The organism is Spirosoma arcticum (assembly GCF_054779955.1).
On the sequence record NZ_BAAGXG010000026.1, the window covers coordinates 14528 to 30248 of the forward strand.

The 15721-nt window shown below is 52.2% G+C and carries 11 protein-coding genes; all 11 read right to left on the reverse strand.

From position 1 onward, the window contains the following. Nucleotides 1–4: 4 nt before the first annotated feature. Nucleotides 5–409 (reverse strand): type II RES/Xre toxin-antitoxin system antitoxin, encoded by a 405-nt coding sequence (gene parS / locus ACYVHB_RS30375; protein WP_461055795.1) that lies wholly within the window; start codon nucleotides 407–409, stop codon nucleotides 5–7. A gap of 491 nt (nucleotides 410–900) precedes the next feature. After that, a complete protein-coding gene (locus ACYVHB_RS30380) occupies nucleotides 901–1038 on the reverse strand; it encodes a TonB family protein (RefSeq protein ID WP_461055796.1) in 138 nt (45 codons plus the stop codon). Between the two features lie 332 nt (nucleotides 1039–1370). After that, entirely contained in the window at nucleotides 1371–2657 is a 1287-nt protein-coding gene (locus ACYVHB_RS30385; RefSeq protein WP_461055797.1) for a serine hydrolase domain-containing protein, read from the reverse strand. Nucleotides 2658–2725: 68 nt separating this feature from the next. Continuing rightward, nucleotides 2726–3949: a serine hydrolase domain-containing protein gene (locus ACYVHB_RS30390; RefSeq protein ID WP_461055798.1), complete on the reverse strand. Its 1224-nt coding sequence runs from the start codon at nucleotides 3947–3949 to the stop codon at nucleotides 2726–2728. 141 nt (nucleotides 3950–4090) lie between these two features. Beyond that, complete coding sequence (locus tag ACYVHB_RS30395) at nucleotides 4091–5182, reverse strand: hypothetical protein (protein ID WP_461055799.1); 1092 nt, start codon at nucleotides 5180–5182, stop codon at nucleotides 4091–4093. 37 nt (nucleotides 5183–5219) lie between these two features. After that, entirely contained in the window at nucleotides 5220–6512 is a 1293-nt protein-coding gene (locus tag ACYVHB_RS30400) for a serine hydrolase domain-containing protein (protein WP_461055800.1), read from the reverse strand. Nucleotides 6513–6741: 229 nt separating this feature from the next. Next, the gene (locus ACYVHB_RS30405) at nucleotides 6742–7965 is read right to left on the reverse strand and encodes a hypothetical protein (RefSeq protein ID WP_461055801.1); all 1224 of its coding nucleotides are present in this window, start codon (nucleotides 7963–7965) and stop codon (nucleotides 6742–6744) included. 246 nt (nucleotides 7966–8211) lie between these two features. After that, complete coding sequence (locus tag ACYVHB_RS30410) at nucleotides 8212–8916, reverse strand: hypothetical protein (RefSeq protein WP_461055802.1); 705 nt, start codon at nucleotides 8914–8916, stop codon at nucleotides 8212–8214. A gap of 97 nt (nucleotides 8917–9013) precedes the next feature. After that, nucleotides 9014–13192, reverse strand: coding sequence for a response regulator (locus tag ACYVHB_RS30415; RefSeq protein WP_461055803.1), 4179 nt, complete (start codon nucleotides 13190–13192; stop codon nucleotides 9014–9016). A gap of 668 nt (nucleotides 13193–13860) precedes the next feature. Continuing rightward, nucleotides 13861–14268, reverse strand: coding sequence for a fasciclin domain-containing protein (locus ACYVHB_RS30420; protein WP_461055804.1), 408 nt, complete (start codon nucleotides 14266–14268; stop codon nucleotides 13861–13863). 668 nt (nucleotides 14269–14936) lie between these two features. Next, nucleotides 14937–15665 carry a hypothetical protein gene (locus ACYVHB_RS30425; RefSeq protein ID WP_461055805.1) on the reverse strand — a complete coding sequence of 243 codons (729 nt, stop codon included), beginning with the start codon at nucleotides 15663–15665 and terminating at the stop codon, nucleotides 14937–14939. Nucleotides 15666–15721: the final 56 nt, after the last annotated feature.

The window sequence follows — 15721 nt, forward strand, 5'->3', positions numbered from 1 at the left end:
AATCTTAGGAGTAAATACCATGTTCAATCCGACCCAACACGGTATGCACCATACTAAAGCCGGTGGTGGTATCTAGGAGGGCAACGGGCGCCTGCCCCCGGAGTTCGGGCAAGGGACCGTGCAACCAGCGACCCAGGACGTCGGTCCGTTCATCAAATACGTCCAGTCCATGCCGGATCAAGACCTCCAATAAGAGTAATCGCTCTGATGCATTGCTATCTAATCGAGCCTCCGGGCGTAGGCGGTGTAAGGTACGCTCGGAGAGATTCAGAATGCGGGCCATCTCTTTATCGGTCAGCCCAACGGGTCGGGCTACCTCATCCGCTTTGGCCCGGCTCAAGCCCGCTCGTGTCTGCTCAACAATGGTAAAACCATCACCGGTCCATTCTGTATTCGCACTTAATTCCATTGCCTTTCTGTTTACTGTCACTAAGGTAACCGCCATTTGGCACATTTGCAACTATTGTCTCGGTTTACAGTGCTGTTTGAGTGAGCAACAGGTTCCTGAATATTCTTTACGGCCGTTCACTTCGCGATGCTTGATGACGAAGATTAAGCGTTTCAAGATAAAATCGTTCAGAAAAAGCCCGATGTGACACAAAACGGTGAACGATTAAAGTGAACGGTTTTATTGAACGCGAAAAAGCCTGTTTTCAGCCACTTTCCTCCTACTCGTCCACCGTTCAGAAAAACCTCCCATTCGGATCAGGACAAAACAGTATTCTATCGTTCTAAATTTGTTGAATTTATGGTTAACACTAAAATTAGAAGCGTTTTCATAAGTGATGGAAATTATTGATTCAGGTTATTTAATCGAATCGTAACTGGAGCTTCATACAGGCAGGAAACCGCCATGCCTGCCCAATGCCCCGGATACCACCGGGGCATGTTGGACACCGCCTACAGGGCAGTCTGATCCAGCCCTGAATCGGATGAATGGACAAGCCTGATCTGGGTCAGCTCACCAGTGGCCATCACCCGAAACCTTACCAACACAGTCCCTTCACGCGGGTTACGCGCTGACGGATGAGGATACAATTTGAGTTCATTTAGGTAGGTCTGTAATGCTCGTTGACCACAGGGAAAGAAAGGCAGGTTATTCAGTGGGAAAATTCAGCCCCTTCTTGAGGGGCTAAGCTTCGGTTAGGATCACCCGGAAGGTTCCCACCTACACACGCTGATCAACCGAGGTGTGGAAACTGAGCAACGCTTAGGGTAGTGATACTCATCCGATAACCCGTGGCTTAACCGATTCGATTGATGGTCAACCCAAAGGGGATGGGTTTAGGATAAAACGGTAGCCCAGACATTCTTCCTGGCGAGCCCGGGTAAGATGGTGAGCGTAAAGCCGATGAGAATCTGATTCTTCCTCAGGGCTTACCCGGATAGCCTAAGGCCGCTCGAGCCGCATAGGCTGCGTCCGTGATGGCAGTAAAGCATTTAAAAAACGACGTATCCCCATTGGGTCCCTGGGTAAGATCCCACAGCGGCAGATACGCCACCACCGACACGTCAGTGATAGGATCGTAGATCATCAGCGACAGATTGCCGATCCGGGCGCCGTTTTTACCATACCCCAGGTTTTTGATGAAGAAGCCACCCAGGTCATCCGTCTGCATCACCTGTACCGTGGCGGGCGTTAGTACATTCTGGCCTTTCATCAGAGTACGGATGTACGTATTGAGGGCCGCCATCGTACCAATACCATTGCCTCCGGCTACCTGATCACTCATATTGTAATCCCCGTAGGTAATTGTCTGGGTGGGATACCGTACGGTTCCCTCCACCCGTGGAACAGGCAACACCACATCATCGGCCCTGGCGGGAAAATAAACGGCAATGGGTACGACAGTGGTAGGGCCGACTATGTACTGCTGCAGGTAATCGTTATAAGTTTTAGCATTCCCACTTTTAGCCGAATACACGCGTTCAATAATTTCTCCCAAAATGGCAAAGCCCGTATTGCTGTAATGATACGCGGTGCCGGGTTTTCCGTAGGAAAGCTGATGAATGATCAATTGGTGAATCATTTCCTGAGTCGTAAACTGGTGCGTCGGATCGGCTTGTTGAGTAGCCTCCGTATACGTAAGCCCGTTAAATCCGGGAACGGGGTCATTATCCACATCAAACACACCGGCTCTGTGTTGCAGCAATTGCTCGATGGTAATGTCTTTTTTATTGGGGAAATTCCAGTCCGGCGTATTCGGCACGTACGGAAGGTTTGTTCCCGGCATGAGGTCCGTAATCCGGGCTTTATAATTCAGCCAACCGTCTTCGTGCATGTTCAGGATCGCCGTGGCCGTAAAGTGTTTGGTATTGCTGGCGAAGCGGAAATGAGCCGTTTCGATAACCGGCGTCTTCCCGGAAGGCACTGAGGAGACAACGATTTTTTGGGTGGGCGTCTGAATCAGCACATTCAGCGAGGGTACTGAATTACCCAGCTCTTTTTCCAGTTCGGCCCGGACTTTATCGACCGCTTCCTGAACCTTACTGCCCGACGATTTAAGACGGTGATCGTCCAGGTTAAAGAAGGTACAGCCAACCAATAACCCAGCCAACCCGACAGTCAAAACAAGGCAAAAAACCCCCGTACGGCTGTCCGTACGGGAGAAATGTAGCCGTTTGCTCAGGTGTGTAAAAAACAGAGAGGTCGTCATTTTAGTGGAGGATTTTTGTGGAGAGTTGATTTGTGATGGTGATAAAAAAACGGTTCCAGCCCCGGTACTTATCGGTTCACAAGCTGAGCTGCCCGTAAGGCGGTGTTCCGTACGCCATAAGCCAGCTCCATAAAAGCCGTGTTGCTTTCCTGCGGTGTACTGCCGACTTTAATAAGCGTAGCCACCATCAGCACTGTCGTCTTAGTCGCCGGGTTGTAACGCAGGGTAGATATATAACTCAGGTGGGCTCCGTCATGACCAAAACCCAGCCCTTCATTGAACGTAAGCCCCAGGCCATACACGCCATGCGATACGTCGGCCACCTCCATTTTTTTCATCATGTCTACCGTTTGGGGTGTCAGACCCGCTTTGCCTGTCAGCAATAATTCGATCCACCTGGTAACATCAGCCGGCGTCGAAACAATGTCACCCTCCGTTACGTGAATCGACATATTGTCTTCCGACGTATTGATGGGACTCTGGCCGGGCAGGTGAAGGAAGGATTCAACAAACGGGTCCTTCATCCGATTATCGGTCCCTTGCCACACACTATACGTATTGGTCAATTGCAAAGGCTCCAGAAACCGGGTTCGAATGAACTCACTGTACGACATGCCTGAGGCCTTTTCAATAATTTTGCCCAGCAAAGTATAACCCGTGTTGGAATAGCCGAAGGTCTTGCCCGGTGCGAAACTGGACAAGTTGTTCTGCGCAACAATCCCGACCAGTTCATCAAAGGTGAAGGTATGGGTATCCTGCCTGAGGTCCTCCCGGATGTAATCCCCGTATCGTTTGCCGGCGTAGGGTTGATTGACCGTAGCGGGAATATCCTGATTGGTCACATCGAACACGCCCGCCCGGTGCTGAAGCAACTGTTTAATGGTAATCTGATTCTTATTGGGAATAGCGTAGGCTGGCGTAGCAGGCAGGTAAGCCGGGATATAATCGGTGATCGCTAACTTACCCTCCTGCTGAAGGAGCATAATGGCTGCCGCCGTAACCGTTTTGGTGATGCTGGCGATTCTGAAATGCGACCTCGCCTGAACACCCGGCTCGATGTTACTCGAAACCAGAGTCGATCCTGACGGCGTATTGACTTGCAAAAAAACGCCACCGTTGTTTTTCCCGATTCCCCACTGCTGATTAAAGCGCTGATAGAGGCTGTCGGTCAGTTGCTGAAGCTGTGCCTGGGTGTTAGGCGGGGGGTTTAGATGATCCTGAAGACAGGACTGGAGCATTGCGCTGGTCAGCAAAAAGAGGACGACCAGCGCAACCATTGACGTTCGTTTCACGGCAGTTGACTGAGTTGAAAAGACAAAAAAATGGTTTTGGGTAAGAGGGGTGCGGCTGGCCGTAGTGGTGAGAATCCATTAACTGGTTTCTGTCCTGCTCACGGCTCAACTGCGGCAACCTACGCTCCAGCGCCCTAAAGGCTACAGGTGTTTAATTATCCACGCAAGAAGTTCTTCGATCTTTTCGGCGACTAACTCCTCTACCGGATTAAAAGGCGTACCATCGACGTATCGTGCCGCTGTTTCAGGCCCGTGTTTATGTTCCTCATCGATTGATTTCCGCCACCGCTCGGCATGGGTCCTCCATTCCTCCTGGTCTGCCGGAGCCGGTTCAACGAACCAGACGTTCCACGACAGCACGTTGCCTGACTGGAGCATATTCCCCGAACCGAGGTTGAAAAAATCCATGACAAGCTGATTGAATTCATCGACGAGAAGGCTGCCTGTTTTTTTGATTGGGCCGATCTCCACATCCACATGGCCAACGGCCCATGCTTCGGGATGAAGGGCAAAGTCAGGGCTTGTAAAAAGCGGGGTTTGACCACTACGAACCGGAAAAACGGGCTGGTTCGGATTTCCGGGTTTATGGGTGCTCACCCTGATCGCATTTTCTTTCGAGTTGGGAAAAGGGAGGTTACTATTTTTAAACGCGTTCCACAGTGTCTGAACCGTCGGACTCAGGAGTCCGCTCGGGCTAAACCAAATCTTACCTTCGACGGTCATATCCGCTGCGAACGTTTTGCCAGGCTCGTCAACCCAGCCCCGTTGTCCGGTAACGGTCACCTCTACGTTTATACATCCGTAATTGTCATAACAAATACCTTGTTGGGGGCATATAATCGAATAAACCCGACCCGTGCTGGTGTAGCCGAGCCTGGAAATGTAGGAGGCAAACATCTGAAAACACCGCTTCGGATCAGCGTTTCCCTTTTGGCTCTCCCAGCTAAACTCCGGCCATTTCACACCCTGCTGCCGTTGAAGTAACTGGATGTTGTCCATGTTATCCAGCAGGGGCAAGGACGACAGGTCTGGATTTGGATAGGCAAACGCCGGATTTGACTGGGCAAATCCACCGATCCAACCGGGATCAGGTGTCGGCCCAGTTCCTACATTCCGATGATCGACACAGCCGGTCAGTAGCGAGGGCAGCACCGCGACACTGGTAGCGGCAATGGCGGTGTCCCGGAGCCAGGTCCTGCGACTGAGTTGAGTGGGCGTATGTAGTGAGTTCATGGTCCTGTTTAAAGACGTGTTTGCAATGGCTTACCGATTAGGGTCTGCCCGGATAGCCTAAGGCAGCCCGGCCACCGTAAGCCGCACCGTAGATTGCATTGAAACTTTTGAAGAAGGTACTTGCCGGACTGTTGGTAATCACCTTGCTGTTGTCGACCAGCGTTATGAAGGCCACCACCGACACGTCCGTTTGGGGATCATACATCATCAGCGACAGCGTCCCAGTGCGCTCCCCGTTATGGCCAAAGCCCAGATTCGGCGTATAAAAGCTTCCCAGGGCATACTTGTTTGGACTTGACGGGTTAATCTCATGTTGCATCAACTTCACCGTTTCGGGCGTCAATACGTTCTGGCCTTTCATCAGCGTCCTGACGAACGTATTGAGCGAAGCCGGCGTACCGTAACCATTGCCCTCCGCTACCTGAGCACTCATGTTGTAGTCTCCGAAAATAAGTGTTTTTCCGTCGGGTGTCCGTTCCACCCCTTCCGCCCGGGGAGCCGGTAACACCGTGTCATCCGCTCGGACAGGAAACCGAAGCGCCAGGGGCACCTTCGTGCCCGGCCCCACAATATGATCCTGCAGGTAGTCATCATACGTCTTGGCGGAACCGCTTTTCAGCGAATAGACCCCGGCAATGATGTAACCCAGCATGGAATAGCCCGTGTTGCTGTAATGAAAATCAGTGCCCGGTGCCCAGTAAGAGAGCTTGTGTTTGGTGAGTAGCAGCACCATCTCCTCGGTCGTAAACTGATGGGTCGGATCAAGTTCCTGGGTATAAGCGGTGTAGGTTTTTCCATTGAATTGACCTGTAATGGGGTCATTATCAACATCAACCACCCCGGCACCGTGTTGCAGCAACTGCTCAATCGTAATGTCATTTTTATAGGGAAAGTCCCAGGCTGGCGTATTGGGTACGTAGGGCGTGCTGGTGCCGGGAATATTGCCGGTGATTTTCGCCTTGATATTCAGCCAGCCGTCCTGGTGCATCTTCAGAATCGCGGTGGCCGTAATCGTTTTGGTGTTGCTGGCAAAACGGAAGTTGGTAGTTTCGGTATAGGGCGTCTTACCGGCCGGTACCGAGGAGGCCCAGATTTTTTGGGTGGGTGTCTGGATATACAGGTTCAGCGAGGGTACCGAATTGTTCAGGTCTTTTTCCAGGGCGGTACGCACACTGTCGACCGCTTTTTGCACCCGGCTTTGGCTACCGAGTTGAGGCCCGGACGGGAGATGGTCCTGGAGCAGGGAAGAACAGGCAGTAAGCCCCAGTGAACCCAGCATAACCACACTCAGGCGCAGGGCGGCTTTCGAGAAAGACAAGTTAATTGCCATAGTGAATGCGAAAAGAAAGGTATTGGTTAAATGCAGTGGAGTACCGGGAAAACCAGACTCTGTAGAACGGGGTAAAGAGTAACCCCTGCGACCGCTCATCCTACGCTTCTACAAGCGGGCTGAGCGGCACTGCCGGTAGTGTATGTATAGTGCTTTGAGCGTCTGACTTCGACTAAAGAAGCCCAAGCGCCGTTACGTTCACGACACCCGCAACGGCACTTGGGCCCCTCTATTTGAATTTAATTATTCCCCCCTTGAACTCGAAGTCAGGGTTAGGATTAAATTGGTAAGAGTTACTATCTGCATCTCCTTCTTCCCAATTACGTTCATTTGGTAAGTCGTAGTAATCAATAAAATCAGGTTTTTCGGTATGAAATTGTTTATATACATAATCGCGATTAAACAAACCATTGGGGTTTATAATGTGCTCTGGGGTGTCGTCCATGAATAATTCATCGGCCAAATCAGGCGGCATTTTCCTGCCATCGAATGTAAAAAACCACCACCTGTAATAATATCTATCCCCAAAACGGTCATACCAGCCCCGAAGGTAAGAGGCTAAGTCTACTTCATTTTTGTAAAGATGGTTCCGTGCAAATTCAGAAGGTGTCTGACCCGCATGATCTCCCTTCTTAGCATAGAAGGAAAAGTAGACAGTGTTTTCTAACTTGCCCGCTTTCGCGATCATTACATTCCAAAAAGATTTTTTGAAATCACGGTAGGCAGCGTCTTTCAAGGCCACGAAGGCAGTCCCCTTACTCTCGGATGGGAAGGCGCCTGCGATCGCAAAATCCTGGTAGGTATGTGTTTTACCATTGAATTCGTACTCCTTCGTCCACTTATCCCGCAGGTTCCTGTAATTGTCCGTATCGTCGGCCAGTATATACAGCGCGTCCACAAGTGCATAATGGGACTTGTCGTGTCCAGTCTTGAAATCGGCAAATACACCATCTAAATCATGCGGTCTACTTTCGCCGAAGGCAAATTTCTTAACCACCTCAGCGGCAACGGCATATAACGCCACAACTCCCGCTGTTGCGACACCAAGGCTAGCTACTTCTGCCGCTGCAGCCGCTGCTGTTAAAATGCCAACCACAATGGCGATAAAGATGTTGATGATAAGGTCTGACAAACCCGGGGGATCCTTTTCGCCTGATTTTAGCTTTGGCAACATAGCGCCTTCATAATCGACCTGCTGAAGATGGAGCGCCTGTAACCAAACCTTCATGTTAAGTATATTCTGTGCCGCGTTAGCCAGTTGTTGAGGTGTTGGCGGGTTCGCCGGACCACCTATCCCTACCCCTGGAGCACCTACTCCTACCGTTGGCGGTATCCGGTGATCGCTACAGCCAATAAAAAACGAGGGCACCACGGTAATGCTGGTAGCGGCAATGGCGGTATCACGCAGCCATTTCCGGCGACTTAGTTGGTTGAGGTCGTTTTGTGAGATCATGGTCGTAGTTGTTTTGAAAGAGGTTGTTTAGTTTTTGATAAGAAGAGAACAGTCTGTCAGTGGGTTGGTGATGGGAATCGTTTGCCTGAAGACCGCGTCAAGGGTAGGCCGACACGGGGGTGAAAGACGATAAGAAGCGAACACGGTGGCGGTTGGGCTCAACGGCTGCCTTCAGGGCGGGCTTCCTGTCCCCTGTTAGCTACCGATACGGGACGCACCTGACAAGAATTCGCGTTTTTGATGGGCTTATTTTAAAAAAATCAATTTCCAACCTTCCTTGTATGATGCCGGAGCACCCGTAGCATCCAGTTTAACGTCTGTTCCTTTGTCAACCGTTAATCTGCCGGTTGCCAGCGTTAGGCTGACAACGTAAATATCTAATTTCGCTTTATCCACTGCTTGCCAAACCGTCTTTTCTGAATCAGCAAGGCCTTTGGTAAACGCAGCCGTGTTAGCCATATAGGCAGCATCAGCATCGGTTAAGGTGGCGGGGTTAACGGCAAGAACGGAAGACGATACGGTTACTCCGGCTACCCGCTGCGCTTTGAGACGAATGGCATCATAGCGTTCTAGGATTGTAGCCCAGGTGCTTTTGTACACGACTCGTACCGTGAATGCCTGGGTACTGCCATCCTCCGCGGTTACGGTATACGTAACCGGATTCGTAAAATTCTGAACGCTACCGGCGGCTGGTTTAGCCGTTGCTCCCGCTGGTAATGAGAACGTAACTTTCATGGCGGTTACGTCTGTACCACCTGGTACAGTCACGGTGTACGAATTCGTGGCCGCATCGAAGGTGGACGATGCGCCACTGACGCCATCCACCGTCGGAGCGTCCAGACTTTTAGCCGAACTTTTCGGCGTTACGGGTGTACTGTCCGATTTGCACTGAACCAGCAGACAAACCAAGGCAAGCAGTAATGCAGGTGTGAACTTGACGATGCGATTCATCTCTGAATGAGTATGTTTTGGGGCAAAAAAAAGACCCTTGCCGGTGAACAAAGGTCTATTCAGGGGCACAGACAGACTGTGCAGGGTTCGACAAATACTATTCATTTTTCGACAAATCGGGGTCCTGGGCGTAGTCGGAGGGTGTTTTTTGGTAAACGGCCCGGAAGGCACGACTAAACGACGAAGGATTATCGAAGCCCACGCGGTAGGCGGTTTCGGTGGGACTCAGACCCGACCGCAGCAGTTGGGCGGCCTGCCGGAGCCGGTAGGTGCGGATCAACTCGCCGGGTGTCATGGCTACGAGCGTACCCAGTTTTCGGTGGAGGGTGCGGTTGCTCATTCCCAATTCCGAAGCCAGCACGTCGGCATCGAGAGCCGGGTTGTCGAGATGGGTCGTTAGAAACCCATAGACCCGGTCCAGAAATTGCTGCTGCACCAGGTTATGTTCGGTCCGGTCCGACGGGTCGGCGGGGGGCGCGGCAACGGTTCCTACCTGACGCTGAAAATGCTGTTGCATGGCCTGTTGCCGTTTCAGCAGATTTTGCAGGCGAATGAGCAGTTCGGTGGCCAGAAACGGTTTTACCAGGTAATCGTCAGCCCCAATTTCGAGACCACCGAGCCGGTCTTCGAGGGCGGCTTTGGCCGTGAGCATCACCACCGGCGTATGGTCAGTGCGGGGGTCCTGGCGCAGGGCGCGGCACAAGCTCAGGCCGTCGAGCCGGGGCATCATCCAGTCGGTCACGATCAGGTCGGGCATGTGTTCGAGGGCCATCTCCAGCCCCTGTTGGCCGTCGGTGGCTTCAATCAGGGTGAAGCGAGAGGCCAGTACCCGCCGGATATAGGTTCGCATATCGTCGTTATCTTCGATGATGAGGACGGTGGGCCTAGTTGAATCGCGGGCGTCGGTGTCGGTAGCCTGCGGTTCGTAATCCGGCGTTTTTGCCGGGTCAGCCCCCTCACTCAATCGAGTCCGATGCGTGTTACGCTCAAACGCGGGCGTTACCGGTTCAGCCGGAACAGGTACCAGCGGCAAGGTGAGCGTAAAGGTGGTGCCGGTCCCCACTACACTCTGAACGACAATGGTGCCGCTGAGGAGTTTGACCAACTCATTCACCAAAGCAAGGCCAATGCCAGTGCCCACCTGATCGGTTTGTTGAGCGTTATACATTTCAGTCGTCAGGACAGACCCCGCCAGGTCGGACCCCTGATAAAAACGGTCGAAGATGCGGGGCAGTTGATGGGGGACGATCCCCATGCCCGAATCGGTTACGGTCAGCGTGAAAACCTCACCGCTGTAGTGTGTTTCTACCCGCACCTGCCCGCCGGGGCGTGAATCCACCGGTCCGCCGGAGCGGCCGGGCGCATCCACGCCGGGGGTGAACTTAAGGGCGTTGGAAACCAGATTGGTAAGGATGGACTGGAGTTTGTCGGGGTCGTAGAGGGCGGGTTGGCTTCGTTTGTTTTGCTTCAGACTCAGGCGGATATGGCGGCTTTCGGCCAGGGACTCAAACGAGGAGACCCAAAGGCGCACATCGGCCACCAAATCGCCGGGTTGCAGGGAGAGCGGGAGTTGGCCCGCTTCGGCTTTGGCCAAATCGAGAATCTGGTTGATGAGCGTCTGGAGCCGGGTGGCGTTGCGGTACATCAACGGGTAGAGTTCATCGCCGGGAAACTGCTGGATACGGTCGGTGAGTGGCCCAATGAGCAGGGTGAGGGGGGTGCGAAACTCATGGGAGATGTTGGTAAAAAAATTAGTCTTAAGCGTATCGACGGCCCGAAGTTGATCGGCTTCCTGCTGACGTAGCCGAATCGTTTGGTTCAGTCGGATCCGATTCAGGAAAACCTGAAGGAGTCCCCAGACCATGCTTAACCCCATCAGAATGTACAGACCAATAGCCCACCAGGTAGCCCAGAAAGGGGGCTGGATGGTGATGGCTAATTTGCGCATGTGCCGACTCCACCGGCCTGACGTATTGGACGCATTCAATGCCAGTACGTACTCGCCCGGTGGCAGGTTGGTATAACTGGCCTCTGGCCGGGTTGTCTCCTTCCACAACTCTTCCAGGCCTTCCAAGCGGTACCGGTACCGATTTTTGGTCGGTTGGTTGAATTGCAGGGCGGCAAATTGAAGGGTTATGTAATTCTGATTATGGGCTAACGTGAGCTGATGGGTGGCCTGGATGGGTAACGCGCCCAGAACGGATGTTCCCGGAACGGATGTTCCCAGTACTGATCGGTTGGCGGACGTAAGGGTGTTGGCGCCGTCAGGTCCAGCGAGCTGGGGCCGAATGACCTCATTATTGATTTGTAGTTCGGTCAGTTCAACCGTCGGTTCAAATGCATCCTGACCAATCTGTCGGGGATTAAACAGGGTGAACCCTTCCAGACCGCCCATCAGGATTTTCCCATTGGGAAACTGGACGTAATGATACCGGTTAAACTCGTCGGCCATGATGCCGTCATCCCGCGTAAAGGTCTGGGTTGTAAACGTCCGGCGATTCATCCGACACAGCCCTTTATTGGTGCCCATCCACAAATACCCGTAGCGGTCGGGCAGAGCCGAGTATACGACGTTGTTAGGCAACCCATTGGCCCGGGTAAACCGGCGAAACTGGCCCGTTCGCTTATCAAACAAACACAGGCCATTGCCAAAGGTGCCGATCCACAACCGATTGACGTCGGTTGGGTCGGCCGATATACAGTACAGAGAATTGCTGCTCAGCGAGGCAGCATCGTTGGGCATGTTGACAAACTGCCGTCTCTCGCCGTTTTGTCGGTCAACCCGCCAGAATCCGCCCGCCTGAGTAGCCAGCCAAAGGGCTTGGGCATCGACCACCAGTTCGGTAACTGGATTAGTGAGTTGCTCAGGAATCGGATTCGGGAACCGAACCCATTGTAGCGTCTGCTCATCGAACCAAAAGGCAACCGAGCCGTAGATTGCCCAAACACGGCCCTGGGAGTCGGTAGTCATCGGGCAGGGCGTGTCGGTAAGCAATTTTCCACGGAAGCGGATGGGCAACGGAAAAGGGTCTGTTTTGCCTGTTTTACGATCGAGTCGGTAAAGATCCGAGGTTCCCACATTGAACCAGAAGCGGCCCGAAGCATCGAAGGTGGATCGAAAATTATAGCTGCTCAAGCCACTCAGCAGGGTCTGCGCTGCCGGGGAAACGGGCGGCAGATCCAGCCCCAGCGAATCGTTAGCGAGTAAATCCTGGTAAAACCCACGATGATACCGGCGTTTCTGGAAAGGGTTCGGCTGTAGGTCGTAGGTGCGAATACCGGCCCCAGCGGTACCAACCCATAAAACGTTGGTCCGGTCGATGAGTAGACTACTGCACGCGTCGTTAGGCTGGTTCCATCGGGTAACGATTTGAACGCCCTCCTGGTCAGTAAACCGAAACAGGATATTATTCTGATCAAAATAGACCGCTCCCGTTCGGTCGATAGTTACCTGAGGTGCATCCCATTCGTCGCCCTGGGCTGGCATCCGGTACGGACGTAACTGGCCGGTACGGGGTTGCAGTACGGTCAGGTATCGTCGGGAGAAAAGCATAATCTCCCCATTTGGTCGACGATGCATTCTGGTTAAGAAGTTCTCCGGCAGCGACTGTGAATCATCCGGCTGATGTCGTCGGTGCGTAAACTGGCGAGCACGTTCCTGGAAGTGATCCAGCCCCCCCGCAGTGGCCAGCCAGATGGTGCCATCGCCACCTTCGACCACATCCAACACCTGATCACTACTAATTGATCCAGGCTGTTCAGGCTGGTGGCGAAACCATTGCCCCTGTTTTTTTTTAGTATCCCAGCAAATGACACCACTGGCAACAGGCATCAGCCAGAGTCGGTCCTGTCGATCAATTCGGAGCCGATACGTCCTCTGGCTTTTTACCAGCTGGCGAAAAGCCGCTTGTCGGGAAAAGTTGGTAAACGTTTCGGTTCGTGGGTCGAACATGTCGATATCACCCCGCTCGGAAACGATCCAGATTCGTCCGTGCCGGTCCAGTTCGATTTGGTTCAGCCCGGCAAAGGAAAGCGAAGGACGTCCGTCAGGGTCGGGTTGAAAAACGTTGAATCGCTGCCCGTCGTAGCGAGCCAGCCCATCGCGGGTAGCGGCCCAGATAAAGCCTTGTTTATCCTGAAGAATAGCCGGTACAAAGGCCTGGGGTAGTCCCTGCCGGTCGGTAATGACTTGGGCCTGGGGTAAGCGGAAGGATTGGGCCTGCAACAAGGCCCCTAAGGAACTGAGGCTGGTCAGAAGCAGTAGGCTTACACGCACTAGTCGTTGCCAAAACCATACTGGACGGACACGCATTTGATCTTAATCGATGTGGCTATAGGGGTTTTTGGGGGGAACCAAACCGAAATTTGCTTCAACTAACGAAGTAAATATACAGATAAAGTGAATTGTAAGCTATGGATTAAGGGAGATCGACAGTAAAACGATACGCTGTTAAACCTAATCGATTTTACAAGGGCAGTACACTCCGTTTTCCTTCAGCCTAAAAATAGCTCACTAGCCCTTCGCCAGGCTTCTAATGCAGATCACGTCGCGGTTTCTTTACCCAACTTATGTGTTTAGATCCCTACACGTTCCCCCCCCTATTCTCCCGGCTGATTTCCTCCAGTAAATAGGTAACGAATGCTATTTACTGAACTCGTTATTTTGCTTTCAATGAATGGGTTGTGTTACGATCAACTACCGCAAAAATCGTTCAATTAAACCTCCGTTTGTTTGAGACGCAAATTTTCGAGTCGTGACGGTTTTTGTACCTCTTTTTAAACGCACCCAACCATCAGACACGCATTTTACTAACTCAAACAGCTTCTTAACGAGAACCGGCTTTTTCAATGGACTGTTTTACGGTAACAAACGATTCTGTGATCTGAAAACAAAAAAGCCCAACCCTAGAGGATTGAGCTTTCTTTAGGTATGCATCCGGCCAATTAGGCGGGCATCAGCACCGCATTGATGGCGTGAACAACGCCATTGTCGGTATCCACATCGGCAATAATCACTTCCGCACCGTTGACCATCACTTTACCATCCATCAGGTGGATAGTCAGCGGCTGCCCGTTGACCGTAGTGGCTGTCATGCCATCTGTCAAATCTGACGACATCACCTTACCCGCTACCACGTGGTAGGTCAGGATACCCGTCAGCGTCGCTTTGCTTTCGGGCAGCACCAGCGTATCAACCGTACCGGCGGGCAACGCAGCAAACGCGGCATCGACGGGGGCAAACACCGTAAATGGACCCGTGCCACTCAGCGTTTCGACCAGACCAGCGGCCTTTACGGCGGCAACAAGCGTGTTAAATGATCCGTTTGAAACGGCAGTTTCAACAATATTCATGGGAAGTGATTTGGTTATATACAAGCAGGACATTGCGTTCAAGGCCTTTGTTTGCCGTATAGTAAGGCTTCACTATTTGTTCACAGTGGCCCACCTTAGTAGTGTCAACCTGGGGAGAAACGGCTGCCGGTATTGCGCGGGCCGACCCTCGGTCAGGTAATCCGCCTACTGGTGTACATACTGAGAACGCATGGTTAGCTCGAAGCCTCCGACCGATACAGCCCCGATCTCGATCGCTATAAGCGGCCTTCTTCTTCCAACGGAGCGGATTTACATGGTTACGAACTAATATCTTAGTTATAGTCTGTTTTTTAAGGTGTTATAGTTTGCACCATCAAAAGGAAATCCTTTTTGATAGGATAAATCACCCCCTCTGATTAAATAGATTGACCCTTTTTACGGTTACTTTTCAGATACCCTTTTTGATAACAAACTGATTTTCAATATCTGGTTAGCCATCAACTATAAAAATCGTTGCTTAGCGTGTAAATCTGCCCCGTTGGAAGAAATACCCCAGATCGAGGGAACAGGAATTGACTCGGATTGACTCCTCCCTGTTCCCTCGATCTTGCTTCACAAGTGGCCAGCCCCTTAAGCCCCTCCCCTTGCGCTCACCCAGCCAACCGATCCAGCCTATTCGTCAGCAATAAAAATTGAATCGCTTCCGCTTACGACTGGTCGGTAGGAGGTAGAGGCGCTTCATCCGGGGGGGTAGGGCCTGGTGGACCAAATTTGGCTATCTTATCCCGCGCACTGGCTAAGGCCTCCAGGCGCCCGTTAACTTCTATAAGCCAATCGGTTAGGGCGATCCTCGCCGCGCTTAGTTCATCCAGTTGATCAGTCAACTGCTGCTTTTCGTCATCACTCTCTAACTCATCCGCTACCCAACCACCGAGCACTGATCCTAGCCGCCCTAGAAGCGCTAAACTTCCCAGGGAGGTAAGCCAAAAAGGTATCCCCAACCGCTGACGACGGCGCGCTTCATAATAAAGTGCCATTATAAGCAGGACGACGAAAGCACCGATCCCCGCTCCCCACCAAAAGCCCGGCCCCGGCCCGGTTAGTTTTCGGATTGCCTGATCGATTTGCTCTTTTTGCTGTTGCTTCTCCTGGTATTGAACCGCTAGCGTTTGATACGCTTGATCCAACACCTGCCACTCCGCATTGACCACCCCAGCCGGTTGGGACGGCTTGCGCGGGGCCGCTTTTAGCTGGTTTAACTCGGCCGTTCGCTGGCTGTCAATATGTGCCTGCTTTTGAGCCTGCTCGTCCTGATGTTTGAGGTAATTGGCTTTGCGGCACCGGTTTGTACAATAGATCTGTTTTGCATTGTTAGGCGTAAACTCGGTGCCACACACTTTGCAGGTCCGCCCTGGGGAGGATTCTTCGTTTTTCATCGTCTTAGAATTTAGTCGTTTATACCGGTTAAATACAGCTAAGCAATTGAGCATAG